The organism is Nocardia sp. NBC_00403 (assembly GCF_036046055.1).
Lineage (GTDB): Bacteria > Actinomycetota > Actinomycetes > Mycobacteriales > Mycobacteriaceae > Nocardia.
Genome location: NZ_CP107939.1, coordinates 4772490 through 4786019, shown reverse-complemented (window position 1 = coordinate 4786019; position 13530 = coordinate 4772490). Strand labels below are relative to the sequence as shown.

The window sequence follows — 13530 nt, the reverse complement described above, 5'->3', positions numbered from 1 at the left end:
CTAGTTTTATTTACCACCACCAGCCCACCCGGGACGATTGAAGGGCTTGTCGCCCCCATGAGCCGGGGGGGTCGGGCGTCGAGCGCGGCAGCGCTCGGCAGTGCGAGGGGAATCCAAGGGGATAAATCTGATGAGGGAAACAGCACCGTTCCGTAGCCGGAGTCTGCGCATTTTTGCCATGGCCTCGGTCGTCGCGTCGGGCCTGATCTTCGCGAACGGCACCGCAGCGGCCGCCATCGACAGCACCAATCAAGTCGTCGACCACAGCGACCGTATGGTCGAGGCAATCCAATCCGATACTCGCATCGATTTCGTGGCACCGCTGGACGGAAACCCGTTGACCCGCGAGTGGTTCCACAACGGTGAGGCGGCCTTCCAGATCTCCGGCCCGGACGCGGAGGACTGGACCGGCCACATCACCGTCGGCTATATGGTCGGATTCCCGGCCACCCTCAATGGAAAATTGCGATTCGAGTGGTCGTCACCGAGTCTCGGACTAGATCTCGGCGGCAGCGAAGGTGCGTTGCTGAAGCTCAACGACCTGATCCCGCGCGGCGGCATTCAGCTCGAGGTCGGTTTCGGCCCCGGCATCCAGACGGTCGAATGCGCGGGCGGCGACATCTCCGGTTCTTCAGGATTCATCCGGATGTCCGGTTTCCACGGCACTGTCACCGGTGTCCTCGGCCCGACCAACATCCGTCCGTTCGTCCGGGTGGTCAGTTCCAGCGGCGACACAGTGATCACCTACGGCAGGCTCTGGACCATCTGACCTCGGAAAGACCTAACGTGGTGTCCTTTCCGGGGGCACCACGTTCGTCGTCGAGGGCGTACAGAGCCGAGAGCGGGCCGTTCAGAGCAGATCTGGACGGTGCCGTACCGTCGCGACGGTACGGATCCGCAACCGCTGCAGCGCCGCCTTCGCCAGCCGGGTGTCGCCGGCCAGCACGTCGGCACGCTTCACCAACTCCGGGTAGTCGCCAGCGAGACGGTGGTGGAAGCGGAGCATATCGGTGAGCTTGCTGACCGTCGAGGTGCTGCTGCACAGGTTGAACGATGAATTCCGCCACGCGGCGGTGATTTCGGGCATTCCGTAGAACACCCCGAACGACGACACCCGCGCGAACAGGTCGACATCCATCGGGAACACCAGGTCGCCGCGCAGCCCGCCGACCCGATCGAAGTGCTCGCGATGGAACATCGCCGCCGCGGTCGGACCGAAATCGGCGGGCCCGCGGCGCACGATCGTGCGTGCCAGCGCACGGGCCGGCTGCCTGCCCTCCAACCCGGCCAAACCGAGATCGGTTTCGAGTACCTCGCCCGCCTCGTCGATCACCTCGAACCGGCTGGCACAGATGGCGATCGACTCGTCGGCCATCACCGTCAACTGTGCGGTCAGCGCGCCGGGTCGCAGCACGTCATCGGCGCAGACCACCTTCACGAGCTTTCCGGTCGAGGCCCGGATCACGGTGTTCCAGTTGTCGCCGATCGGTAGCACGGAACTATTGCGGAGCACCCGGATGCGCGGGTCGTCGAAGGAGTGCGCGATCTCGGAGGTGGCGTCGGTGCTCGCGTTGTCGAGGACGACGAGCTCGAAATCCACATCCTGCTCCAGCACCGAGCGCAGCGTCGTCGCAAGTGTGCGCGCCGAGTTGTAGGCCGGAACGCATACCGACAGCGTTGTCATGACAGGTGCCCCCTAAACGGTCGCGCGGCGCACCGGGCCGCTCTCCACCAACCGGAACACTCGCTCCAGGCCGGCCCGGCTGGCGTCGATCTGATCGACGGCCTTCTGCCGCAACGAATCCCGGACAGCCGGCGCATCGTCCCATACCTCCCGGATCGCGCGGCCGAGATTGTCCTCGAGCTCCGCATCGTTCAGATGTACCACCTGCAGCCCGGTGCCGAACATTTGGGCCAGGCCGTGAAACTTGTCGTCGTAGTACTCCGAGGCGGTAATTCCGACCGCAGGAATGCCTTGCGACAGTGCGAATACCGCTAGATGGTAGGCACTTGTTACAAGCAGCCTGCAACGCGCGACCTGACGTGCCACATCGTGCGCGGTGCCGCCACGCCCGACCGGTGCCGCCGTCCGCGCCGCCCCGGCCAGCAGCGGCAAGGTCGCGAGTCGATCCTCCGAGGCGTATTCGGAGATGATCAGCGGCACCACACCGGCATCGAGCTCGACGGCCTGGTCCCGGACCACCCCGCCGAGCGTCGCCTGGGCGGCCGCACTGACCTTCGAATAATCGGCCACCCGCAGGCACAGCCCGATATCGGTCCCGATCCGAGCGCCGCGCAACCGATAGCCGAACTCGACCGCGTCGTCACCGGTGATCATGACCCGCTCGGGCTCCACGCCGAACCCGCTCAGCAGTTCCGGGCCGCGGCGCGGTTCCCGCAGCGCGATGAAATCGGCGCCCGGCAACACCTGCGTGGCACGGCGCTGCAGCAGCGGATCCCGCAGCGGCCCCATGCCCTGCCCGACCATCGCGGTCGGAATGCCCAACGCATGAGCGCGTTCGAGCAGGTTGAGGGTGCGATTGGCCTGGTAGCGATCGACATCGGTCATGTAGCCGCCGCCGAGGGCGATGACCAGCGACGCGTGGGCGACGGCGGCTGGGATCTCGACAGGAAACTCGGCGCCGGCCGCTTCGGCTTCCGACTCGTCGTGGTACCGGCGCAGACATGCGCTGGAACGCAGGGCCCGCAGCCGATCCTTCGGCCCGTCGGTCGCGGCGCGCCACCGCAGTGCCGCAGGTCCGATCAGTCTCGTGCCCGCGGTTCGCGACAGCCGTCCCTGCCAACTGTCCGATCCCCAACACCACTCGGGTCCACAAATCGGTTCCGCCTCCGGCAGCAATGCCTGAAGCACGGCGGGTTGATGGGTCAGCACGCCGATGCGCGCATGCGGCCAGCGTTCTCGTAATCGCTCGATGGTGACGGTCATCATGGCGATATCGCCGCGATTGCGTAGCCAATACTCGCCGTTCTCGACAAGTACTCGAATCTCTTGTTGGTCTATATCGGAACGATCTGCAACCGAATGCTCGGTCCCCACTGTGATGTCCTCCCGCCAGTCCCCCGCGGGCCGGTTCGTGACCGGCACGAACTCGTTGTGAAATCTACCGCACCCGAGAGATGTCGGCCAGACTTGCGACCAACCCTTCCGGTAGGTTTCGTTTCCTAATCCTTTGTGCGCTTATCGATTTCGCCCGAATGGATGTCCCGCAGCGAAGCCCCGGCAAAGGCGGTGCAATAGTCGATGAGCTTGTCCATCGGCACCGCCAGCCGACCGCCTTGTTTCTCCACGATGACCCGCTCCAGCATGCCGACCACCGACAACGCGAAAATGTCGACGATCGGTGCGGGCGGATGATCCGCCGGCCGCGCCTCGGTGGCGGTGGCAGCGACCAATCGCGCGAAGCGCCATAACGCATCGCGCAGGCGATGCTCCGCCCCCGCTGCGTTCGGCTCGACGAACACGATACGAAGTTTGCGCGGATCCTGCGCCAGCGCCGTGAGATACGTACCGATGCCCGCCCGGAGTTTGCGCGTCCCCTGTGGCGGCGTCGCCTCCACCGCACGCGCCACCGCGGCGAACAACTCGTCGATGACGTGGTCGAAGACCGCCGCGAACAGCTCGCGCGTCCCGGCGAACGACTCGTAGAAGTATCGGTCGGTCAGGCCGGCCGCACGGCACAGGTCCTTGACGCCGGTCGCCGAATACCCGCGGGTGCCGAACAGCTCCAGGCCGGCATCCAGCAGCTTGCCGCGCCGGGCGGCTACCCGGGCTTCCGCGTCGACGCCGCCATAGGAGCGGACCGGCCGCCGCTGTCGTGGGGCGGCCGCGTCTGCCGTTCGCTCGCCGCGCTCACTCACGACATCCGCGCCAACGTCGTTGTCATGCCTGCATTGTCTCCCATCTGCGGCGACCATCTGCTAAATATGACGATCAGGATAGTCAGAATTAGACAGGGTCTTCATGACAACTCGAGGTTCATCGACACATCGCCCACAGAACTCGGGCTTCAGCAGACGCTCGTTGCTGCGCGGAGCCGCCGCAGCGGCGGGAACCGCAGGTCTGGCAGCAGCGACAGGAACCACCGCGGGACCGGCCGCCGCCCGGGCGCCCCGCAGGCGAAATGGTCCCGCGCGCAATACCGTCGCGGTGCTCGGCGCGGGTATCGGCGGGCTCACCGCCGCCCACGAACTGGCCGAGCGCGGATTCCAGGTGACCGTCTTCGACCGCAAAGAACTCGGCGGCAAGTCGCGCACCATCCCGCTGCCCGGCACCGGCGTGGACGGCCGGGCGCCGCTGCCGGGTGAACACGGCGCCCGCGGCTTCACCTCGTTCTATCACCACGTGCACGACACGATGCGCCGCATTCCGGTGCCCGGCACCGGCAAAACCGTCTACGACAATCTGATTCCGTTCTCGGTGAACGACCCGCGCTACCCGCGCGCGAACAACCTCCCCGATGGCTTCCCCCTGATGTTCGGATTCTATTTCGACCCGCGCCAGGCGCTCACGCCGGAAGGGATGCAGCGCGTCCTCGTCGAGGTGTTCATGAAGAACAACCTCATTCCGCTGCCGGAGGCTATGTACATGGCCGGGCGAGTGATCACCTATCTCACCTCCAGCGAGGAACGCCGCTTCGGGCAGTGGGAGCACGTCAGCTGGTGGGATTTCGTCGGTGCGGGCACCCGTTCGGCCCAGTTCCAGGCACTTGCGGCGACCGGCCTCACCCGTGCGCTCGTCGCCGCCAAGGAGTACGTGGCGAGCACCAGGACGATGGGCAACATGATGGAGGGCTTCTTCATAGCGCTGATGCAGGAGCTGACCGGCGGCCCGAAGGTATACGAGGTGCTCAACGGTCCGACCAACGAGGCCTGGCTCGACCCGTGGATCTCCCTGCTGCGCAATATGGGCGTGCAGTTCCACCCAGGTCACGCACTGCAGGGCTTCGTGGTGGACGACGACCGGATCGGCGACGCCCGCATCCAGCGCCCGGACGGTTCGATCCAGGTCTTCGAGGCGGATTGGTATGTCTGCGCGATGCCGACCGACCGGGCCCGCCGCCTGTGGTCGCCCGAGATCCGCACCCTCGACCCGGCTCTGGGCCGGATGGACGCGCTCCATGTCGACTGGATGAACGGCATGCAGATGTTCGTCAACGAGAAGCTGGAACTCGGCGCGGGATACAACATCTACCTCGATGCGCCGTGGCGGCTGACCTCCTATACCCAGCGCGCGTTCTGGGATGTCGACTACGCCGCGAAGTACGGCGACGGCAGTATCGTCGACGGTCTGACCATCGACATCGCCGACTGGGATACCCCCGGCATCCTCTTCGGGAAAACCGCCAAGCAGTGCACGCGCGCGGAGATCTACCAGGAGACCTGGGCGCAGATGACCGCGGCGCTCAACGATGACGGCAGGATTCAATTGAAAGAGGGCATCGTGCGCGAGTGGCTGCTCGACCCCGGTATCACCTGGGCCGACGGGCAGAACCACAATGACGAACCGCTGCTGGTCAATACGATCGGGTCCTGGGCCGATCGACCTACCGCGCACACACGGATTCCGAACCTCTTCCTTGCCGCCGACTACGTGCAGACGAATTTCGACCTGGCCACCATGGAGGGGGCCGACGAGGCAGGCCGTACCGCCGTGAACGCACTGCTGGAGGCGGCGGGTTCGAGCGCGCCGCGGGCCCGGCTGTTCACTCGCGACTCGATACCGGCTTTCGAGCCGCTGCGCCAATTGGATGCAGCACGATATCGAACAGGCCAACCGAACCTTTTCGACCTTGGTTAGATCCCGGCAAACACCCCCGCCCCACTGTGATGTCGACTCGCAGATCGCCGGGTCGCACCGGATGCGCCCGGTAGCCCGGAGTTGAAAAAAGACTGTTCCAGCTACTGGTCGATCTTCCTCGGGAGCCCGAATTGCCGGATGTAACTTAGACTGTTGCGCGGGAAGCGAGTTCGGTAGGAGGGCTCGCATCAAGATCACCAGCAACAGGGGGCAACGGTGACGGCACCGACCGGGCCGCTCCGCGTACATATGACAGGGTCCGAGTGGTTCGCAGCGGCGCCGGGTGGACTGAATCGGTACTTCACCGACCTGTTCGACGCACTCACCCGACAGCCGAATGTCGAGGTGTCCGCCGCCGCCTTCGGTGCGGTGTCCACGGACTCCGCCCCAGGCCTGCCGGGCGCCCGATCCTGGGGACCGCTCGGCGGATCCACCCTGCATCGGGCGCGCACGGCGTTTCTGGACCGCACCGAATTGCGTCGAGCAACGGTGCTCGACCGGCATTTCTGCCTGTACGGACCTGCCGCGATCGATCGGCGCGGACGGGTCCCGCTGGTCGTGCACTTCCACGGTCCGTGGGCGGCCGAGAGCAGGCTCACCGGTCAGAGCGAACTGGGCGCAAAGGCGAAATACCTGGTCGAGCGCCTGCGCTACGCCGGAGCAGACCGATTCGTCGTACTGTCCAACTACTTCCGTGACGTGCTCGCCAACGACTACCGGGTGCCTGCCGAACGGATCGAGGTGATCGCTCCCGGTGTCGATCTCAGCCGCTTCCGTGCGACACCGATCCCGGCCGCAGCCTCCGCCGGGCGCACCGTCCTGTGTGTGCGCAGACTGGAACGCCGCATGGGCATCGCCAATCTGCTGCGCTGCTGGCCGGGCGTCCTCGACCAGCATCCCGACGCCCGTCTCGTCCTCGTCGGAACCGGCACGGCGGAGCAGGAATTGCGCGCTCAGGCCGCCGCGATGGACAGCAAGGCCGCCGAATCTATAGTCTTCGCCGGGCATATCGACGACACGCGACTCACCGAGCTCTACGAGCAGGCCGAACTGACCGTCGTCCCCACCATCGCCCTGGAAGGATTCGGCCTGATCGCGTTGGAATCGCTCGCGGCAGGCCGCGCGCCCATCGTCACCGACTGTGGCGGACTCCCGGATTCGGTACGCGGGCTCGACCCTTCACTCATCGTGCGCGCCGGTGACACCGACGCACTCGGGGACCGAATCTCCGCCGCGCTGCGCGGCATCCTACCCTCCCCCGCTGAATGTCGCTCGCACGCAGAAACTTTCTCGTGGGATGTCACAGCGACGCGACATTTGACGATGTACGAGGAACTAAGGCAATGACCAAAGCCCTCTTCCTCGCGCATACCGCCGCACCATCCGGTGCCGAACTCGCCACACTGCGGCTGTTGTCCGCACTACGGGAGCTCGGGCGCGCCGAGGTCACGGCGATATTCACGGAGGATGGACCGATGGTCGAGCGCATGCGGGCGCGCGGGATCGAGACCTGTGTGCAGCGAAGCGGATTCGACAGTCGCGCCATGACCATCGGATCCGGCCCCGTCCGGCTGCTCGCCGGGTTCCTCGCCCTGCTGCGTCTCGGCTGGGCGATCGGCGCCACCGCGAAACGCCTACACGCCGAGGTGCTGGTCGCCGAGAGCAGCAAAGCGCTGGTGATGGGAGCAGTCGCCGCGCGCCGCGCGGGCATTCCGCTCGTCTGGCAGGTGCACGACCGCATCGCCGTCGACTACTTCGGCCGGGTACCCGCCCTCGTCCTGCAAACCCTGGGGCGACTGATCGCGCGCGGCTACATCGCTAATAGCAAAACAACATTGGCGACGCTGCGCACCGGTCGCCGCCCCGCGATCGTCGCCTACCCCGGCGTCGAATTGCACGCCGACACCGCCGCGCACCGCGCCGACCAGCGCGTACCCGAGGAAACCGTGGTCGCCGTCGTCGGCCGACTCAGTCCGTGGAAAGGCCAGGACGTCCTGCTACGCGCCGCCGCCGCCGCGACAGTGCGCCCGCACCGGATCCTTCTGATCGGTGGCACCTTCTTCGACGAAGAGCCCTACCGTGCCGAATTGGAACAGCTCGCACGCGATCTCGCGCTACCGGTGACCTTCACCGGGCACGTCGACGACCCGAACCCCCACCTGCACGACGCTGACATCCTGGTGCACTGCTCGGTATTGCCCGAGCCGTTCGGACAGGTTGTCGTGGAGGGCATGCACGCCGGCTGCGCGGTCATCGCCGCAGGCCCGGGCGGCCCGGCGGAGATAGTCGAGCACGGCGTCAGCGGACTACTCGTGGACGGCGGTGACGAAAGGCAGCTCACCGACGCGCTGGACACGCTCATCGCGGATCGCGCACTGCGCACCCGTTTGTCGGCCGCGGGCCGATCCCGCGCGGAGCACTTCGATATCGGGGCCTCGGCGCACACTGTCGCCGACTTCCTCGACACCCTCACCCGACGCACCGGCGCTGTGGGACACCAGAATCCGGACGAACGGACTCCGCGTGTCGAACGGAACCCGCATGTCTGAGCGCAAACATGCCGCAGGCCACCCGCCGCCGCTTGACCAACGGCCGCCATCGACCACCGGCGGCGCCCACCGCAGATACGACGGCGGCCGCGGCCGCAACGGCGACGGTGCGCACCGCTCGCAGGGCATTGTCGCGGTGCTGCGTGACATCGGCCTTGTCACCTTCGGTAAGTACGGGCAGTACGTCATCACCTTGGTGACGGTGCCGCTGATCGCGAGGGTGCTCGGGGCGCACGGTCTCGGCCTGCTAGCCATCGGCATGTCGTCGTACTTCATCGGATCGCTGCTCGTCGATCTCGGCATCACCTCCTTCCTGGCTGCGCGCGTCCACGATTCCCACGACCGCGATCGCATCGCGAACATCAACCAATTGCGCGGGGACTACCTCGCCATCCGCTCCGCGATCCTCGGTCTCATCGGCGCCGCCCTACTGCTGAGCCTGGCCGCGGGCGCTTCGGACCAAGTGGAGATGCTCCTGCTGGGGCTTTTTGCCGGCGGATTCTGGTCGGTCTCCGAAGACTGGCTGTTGATCGGGCAGGGCAGATTCGGCGCGTCCACCGGCTATCAGGCGGTCGGCCGGGTGGGCTACCTCGTGCTACTGGTCGTGGTGCTGCCGCGGATTCCCAGCGCGGAGATCGCGATGCTGTGCCTGCTCGTCTCGTCCATTCCCACCGTGGTGCTGACCTGGTGGGACTCGCTGCGATCGTTCGGGCCGCCCGCGCGGCCACGGCATTTCCGCGAGGTGCTGCGCACGGGTGCACCGGTTTTCGCCTCACGTCTGCTGGTCACCACCTACGGCCAGGGCGCCGCTGCGGTGTACGCCGCGGTGCTGGACGCGGTATCCCTCGGCCTGTACTCCGCGGGCGATCGGCTGGTGCGCGCCATCCAATCCACCCTCGACCCCATCGGTTTCGCGCTACTGCCACGGATGGCCAAGCGCAGCGCCGAAGCCGGGTTCTGGCGCCGCGCCCTGCAGGCCCTCTCGGCCTGCGTGTGTCTGGCCTGCCTCGCCGTGGTCGCCGTGTGGCTGGCCGCTCCCGCGATGATCCATCTGGTCTTCGGCGACGAGTTCGCCTCGGCGGTCGGGCTGTTGCGCGTCGAGGTCTTCATGCTGCCCGCCACCACCATCACCTCCTTCATCACCACCGCTGTGCTGCCGGTGCGCCAGGACACCACCGGCGTGCTGATCGGTGCCATCCTCGGGACCTGCGTCGCGGCCGTCGCGTTGGTCATCGCCTTCCGCACACACTCGGTGTGGACGCTGGTCTACGGCAGCGTGATCGTCGAATGGACGGTCGCGTTCTGGTATCTCGCGCGCGTGCGCACCCTCATCGGCCGCGAGCGCGCACTGTCGGCCGCCGGTCCCGCGGTCGTGCTCATGCGTGAGGAGAGACGCTCGTGAGAATCCTGTATGTCGGCGACGATTGGGTCGGCAGCAATGCCCGCTCGCTGGCCGACGGATTTCGGCAGGCCGGGCACGAGGTCGTCGTGATCGACTCCACGCCGGTCACCCTGCCCACACGGTTGTCACCGCCGTGGCTCTACGCCAAGGCCACGCACCGGCGCGCGCCGTGGGCTGTGGAGCAGGTACACGCCGACATCGAGCGCGCCGCCGCCGACTTCCGGCCCGACCTGTTGTTCGCCTTCAAATCCGTACACCTCGACCAGCGGCGACTGCTGGACACCCTGGCCCGGCTGCACGTGCACTACAGCCCCGACGACGTCGCCAATCCCGAGAACATCAGTCCCGAGTATCTCGCGCACGAATCCGAATGGGACCTGATCGTCACCACCAAGCAGCACAACGTGGCCGAGCTGCGCGACCGTGGCGCCCGCGCGGTGACTTTCGTGCGCAGCGCCTACGACCCGGCTTGGCATCATCCGGCCGCGCGACGCGGCGCCCGGCAATTCCTGCTCGGCTTCATCGGCGTGTGCCGACCCGACCGGCGCGATGACATGGTCGCGCTCGCCCGAACCTACGGCGATCGGATGCTGGTCCGCGGACCCGGCTGGCGTCGGGTCCCGGAATTGCGCACCACTCGCGCGGTGGTGGCCGGACCGGTGTACGGACAGCACTATTCGGCGGTGATCGCCGATATCACCGCCAATCTGGTGCTGCTCAACTCCGACAACCGCGACACTCACACCTGCCGCACGTTCGAAGTGCCCGCAGCGGGTGGCCTTTTCGTCGGCCAACGCACCGACGAGCACGCCGAGCTACTGCGCGACACCGTCGAATGCTTCTTGTTCACCGAAGCGGCGGAGCTGCACGAGATCGTCCAGTGGTGCGCGGCGCACCCGGAGCAGGCGGCCGCGGTCGCCGCGGCCGGGTACCGAAGGATCGTCGACGGCGGCCATCGCTATGTCGATCGCGCCCGCGAAATCATCGCCTCGCTCGAGCGACCGACGTTCGCAAAGCCCGCGAGTGACAGTGCAGTTGTGGGCAACACCGCGTTTCCAGGTAACACGGCGCGCGGTGCCGACGAGTCACAGTCGTGAGTGCCTACACCGAGATCGCGCTGATCGCCTGCGCGCTGGCCACCCTCGTGGTGGCTGCCGCATGGGTCCCCGGTGTCGCACGGGTATTCGTGATCGCGCAGGCCGCCTTTTGGTCGCTGTCGTATATCGCGCGACCCGTCGTGCTGCTGGTGGTGCAACCGGATCCGCACTACGGCGACAACGTGCCCGATCCGCGGCTGGCCGAATACGGTTACGACGACAGCATCGCGCTGGTTCTGCACCATGTCGTGTTCGGCATGTGGGTGTACGCGGTGTTCATCGTCGGGTACGCGATCTGGTCGCGGCGGCGGTCCTCGATGCTGGGTGTCGCGGGCGAGCCCGCGACACTCACCGACCCGGACTTCATCCCGGCGCTGGTGGCCATCTATGCCGTCGGCGTCCTCGGGCGCGGCGCGACCATCGCCGCAGGCGCCACCGGCCATGCCGGTGATGTCGACAGCGCGAACCCGATTCTCAACTTCGTCGCCATTCTCGGCACCATCGCCGCGCTCGGATTGATCATCTTCGCCCGGCCCGCGCGGCCGCTGACGACGGTACTGATGCTGGGTGGGCTGCTGGTCATGGAGCTCGGGTGGACCGTGGCCACCGAGTCCAAGACCCCGATCCTCGGCGCCGCGCTTGCGGTGGCTGTCCGCTTCGCGCTCGTCGGCTGGACCAAAGGCAAGGCCGTCGGGGTGGTGGTGATCGCGGTCCTGGGCATCGGCGGCTTCGGCTGGCTGCAGTCGTTCAAGTCCACGGAATTCGCCAAAAGCGAATCGGCACTGACCAATTCGAGCTACCCCCCGATGGTGCAGCCGTTCCTCAGTATCCTGCGGCGCTTCGACCTGCTCGAGGCCGCGACCGACGCCTACTTTCACGGGCCCGGCTTCTGGGTGGCGCCCGACGAGGTGATCCGGCACGCCGCCCTGACCCTGATTCCGGCTCAGTTGCTCGGCACGGAGAAGTTCCAGTCCGGCACCGCATGGGCCAACGACGTTCGCGGCGCCTCTGTGGACATGACGCGGGTCTCGGTATCACTGGCCGAGGGCAACGTCAACGAGGGCTTTGTCCTCGGCGGGTACGCCGGCGTGGTGGTCTCGGTCGCCTTCACCTTCGGGCTGCTGCTGGCGTGGGCCAAATCGCTGTACTCCCGCTACTTCCCGATTGTGGTGCTCGGCCTTGCCATGACCGGCGCCTCCTCGCTGTTCGAGCGCGGAATCCTGGGCAGCATGGAGGCACTGGGCAAGTTCGTGCAGTCCGCCGTGCTCGCATGGCTCATCTATCTGGCGGTCAAAGAGTATCGGCGGCGGGCCCGGCCCGGGCCGGGCCCGCTGTCCCCGCCGCACGCAACACCAGTATTCATCGGGAAAAGAGGATCCGGGCAATGGGTTTGATCGACTACTGGCATATCGCGCGTAGGCGCTGGCTGATCATTGCCAGCGTGTTGCTGTTGTGTGTGCTCGCAGCGGTGGGATACGCGCAAAGCCTGCCGACCACCTATGTGGCTTCCAGCAGCATGTATGTCACGATGGCCACCGGAACCTCGGTGAACGATTCCTACCAGGGCGGCCTGGCCGCGCAGCAGCGCGTGCGCTCCTACGTCGATCTCGCCAACAGCGCCACACTGGCCAAACGCACCATCGATGATCTCGGCCTGAAGATGTCCATCGGTGATCTCCAGGGCAAGATCGCCGCCACCTCGCCGCCCGCCACCACCATGATCAACGTTTCGGTCACCGACAGCACCCCGACCCGGGCGCGCGATATCGCCAACGGTGTGGTCGCCCAATTCCGGCGCCTCATCGGTGAACTCGAAACGATCGAGGTCGGCGCGGCGCCCGCGGCACGCGTCGAGGTGATCGATCGCGCCGAGCTGCCCACCGGTCCGACCGGTCCGCAGACAACGCGGCTGCTCGTGCTCGGCCTGCTCGCCGGCCTCGGCCTCGGTTGTCTGGCCGCGTTCGTTCGCGACCGCACCGACCGCACGTTGCGCACGTCCAACGAACTCGAGGCCGTGCTAGCGGTGCCGATCCTCGGCATCATCGATGCCGGCCGTCCTGGCGCCGAAGACGAAACCCGAAGGCTGCGGACCCGACTGCTGCGCAATGGCGATGCGGCCGCGATCATGCTGACCAGTCTGACGACCAAGTCGGAATCGGACGTCACCATGGCGCTGGCGAAATCGTTCGCCGACACCGGCCGTCACGTGGTGCTCGTCGATGCCGACACGTCGAACGCGGGTCGCCTGCAGCCCTATACATCGGACCAGTCCCCCGGATTGGCTCGCGTGCTGCGCGGCTCGGCACAGGTTCCGGAATCGGTGACCTGGTGGCAGCAGACCGGTGTCTCGGTGCTGCCGCTCGGCGACGCCGACCCACAGACCTCCGACCTGCTGGCCTCCGATCGGTTCTCGGCCGTCATTGCCAAACTGCGCACCGACTTCGATCACGTCATTGTGCAGGTGGCCCCGATCACCGACGCCGCCGATGCCATCGCACTGGCCGCACTGTTCGACCAGACCCTCGCCGTGGTCCAGCTCGGCAGCACCTCCAGCGCACAGGTGCGTGGCGCGCTCGCCACCTTCGGCGACACCGCGCTCACGGGTGTTGTCGCCCACAGCGTTCCGAGCAGCCGCCTGCAGCGACTGATGGGGAGGCCGTAAGG

At 66.8% G+C, this 13530-nt stretch carries 11 protein-coding genes; 8 read left to right on the top strand and 3 right to left on the bottom strand.

Annotation, left to right across the window (positions count from 1 at the left end; translation table 11 throughout):
* The first annotated feature begins 130 nt into the window (after positions 1 to 130).
* Positions 131 to 769, top strand: coding sequence for an MspA family porin (locus tag OHQ90_RS21230; protein ID WP_328400069.1), 639 nt, complete (start codon positions 131 to 133; stop codon positions 767 to 769).
* A gap of 81 nt (positions 770 to 850) precedes the next feature.
* On the opposite strand, the gene OHQ90_RS21225 is transcribed toward OHQ90_RS21230, so the two are convergent.
* The 3 genes from OHQ90_RS21225 to OHQ90_RS21215 form a co-directional block, all read right to left on the bottom strand.
* Positions 851 to 1684: a glycosyltransferase family 2 protein gene (locus OHQ90_RS21225; protein WP_328400067.1), complete on the bottom strand. Its 834-nt coding sequence runs from the start codon at positions 1682 to 1684 to the stop codon at positions 851 to 853.
* Positions 1685 to 1696: 12 nt separating this feature from the next.
* The gene (locus OHQ90_RS21220) at positions 1697 to 3106 is read right to left on the bottom strand and encodes a polysaccharide pyruvyl transferase family protein (RefSeq protein WP_328400066.1); all 1410 of its coding nucleotides are present in this window, start codon (positions 3104 to 3106) and stop codon (positions 1697 to 1699) included.
* 77 nt (positions 3107 to 3183) lie between these two features.
* Entirely contained in the window at positions 3184 to 3879 is a 696-nt protein-coding gene (locus OHQ90_RS21215; RefSeq protein WP_328400064.1) for a TetR/AcrR family transcriptional regulator, read from the bottom strand.
* A 103-nt stretch (positions 3880 to 3982) separates the two neighbouring features.
* Between OHQ90_RS21215 and OHQ90_RS21210 the strand changes: the two genes are divergently transcribed.
* From OHQ90_RS21210 to OHQ90_RS21180, 7 genes are all read left to right on the top strand, one after another.
* A complete protein-coding gene (locus tag OHQ90_RS21210) occupies positions 3983 to 5818 on the top strand; it encodes a hydroxysqualene dehydroxylase (protein ID WP_328400062.1) in 1836 nt (611 codons plus the stop codon).
* Positions 5819 to 6067: 249 nt separating this feature from the next.
* Positions 6068 to 7165: a glycosyltransferase family 4 protein gene (locus tag OHQ90_RS21205; RefSeq protein ID WP_328412982.1), complete on the top strand. Its 1098-nt coding sequence runs from the start codon at positions 6068 to 6070 to the stop codon at positions 7163 to 7165.
* Positions 7162 to 8367 (top strand): glycosyltransferase family 4 protein, encoded by a 1206-nt coding sequence (locus tag OHQ90_RS21200; RefSeq protein ID WP_328400060.1) that lies wholly within the window; start codon positions 7162 to 7164, stop codon positions 8365 to 8367. The genes OHQ90_RS21205 and OHQ90_RS21200 overlap by 4 nt, the downstream gene beginning before the upstream one ends.
* Entirely contained in the window at positions 8360 to 9769 is a 1410-nt protein-coding gene (locus tag OHQ90_RS21195; RefSeq protein ID WP_328400058.1) for a lipopolysaccharide biosynthesis protein, read from the top strand. Before OHQ90_RS21200 ends, OHQ90_RS21195 begins: the two co-directional genes overlap by 8 nt.
* Positions 9766 to 10866, top strand: coding sequence for a CgeB family protein (locus OHQ90_RS21190; protein WP_328400056.1), 1101 nt, complete (start codon positions 9766 to 9768; stop codon positions 10864 to 10866). The genes OHQ90_RS21195 and OHQ90_RS21190 overlap by 4 nt, the downstream gene beginning before the upstream one ends.
* On the top strand, positions 10863 to 12260 hold the full coding sequence (locus tag OHQ90_RS21185) for a hypothetical protein (protein ID WP_328400054.1): 1398 nt from the start codon (positions 10863 to 10865) through the stop codon (positions 12258 to 12260). Before OHQ90_RS21190 ends, OHQ90_RS21185 begins: the two co-directional genes overlap by 4 nt.
* Positions 12251 to 13528 carry a protein tyrosine kinase gene (locus tag OHQ90_RS21180; RefSeq protein ID WP_328400052.1) on the top strand — a complete coding sequence of 426 codons (1278 nt, stop codon included), beginning with the start codon at positions 12251 to 12253 and terminating at the stop codon, positions 13526 to 13528. The genes OHQ90_RS21185 and OHQ90_RS21180 overlap by 10 nt, the downstream gene beginning before the upstream one ends.
* Positions 13529 to 13530: the final 2 nt, after the last annotated feature.

Excerpts from the sequence above, each read along its gene's own strand:
- OHQ90_RS21205 (WP_328412982.1), top strand. The coding sequence starts at position 6,068 with ATGACAGGGTCCGAGTGGTTCGCAGCGGCGCCGGGTGGACTGAATCGG.
- OHQ90_RS21195 (WP_328400058.1), top strand. The coding sequence starts at position 8,360 with ATGTCTGAGCGCAAACATGCCGCAGGCCACCCGCCGCCGCTTGACCAA.
- OHQ90_RS21180 (WP_328400052.1), top strand. The coding sequence starts at position 12,251 with ATGGGTTTGATCGACTACTGGCATATCGCGCGTAGGCGCTGGCTGATC.
- OHQ90_RS21230 (WP_328400069.1), top strand. The coding sequence starts at position 131 with ATGAGGGAAACAGCACCGTTCCGTAGCCGGAGTCTGCGCATTTTTGCC.
- OHQ90_RS21210 (WP_328400062.1), top strand. The coding sequence starts at position 3,983 with ATGACAACTCGAGGTTCATCGACACATCGCCCACAGAACTCGGGCTTC.
- OHQ90_RS21225 (WP_328400067.1), bottom strand. The coding sequence starts at position 1,684 with ATGACAACGCTGTCGGTATGCGTTCCGGCCTACAACTCGGCGCGCACA.
- OHQ90_RS21200 (WP_328400060.1), top strand. The coding sequence starts at position 7,162 with ATGACCAAAGCCCTCTTCCTCGCGCATACCGCCGCACCATCCGGTGCC.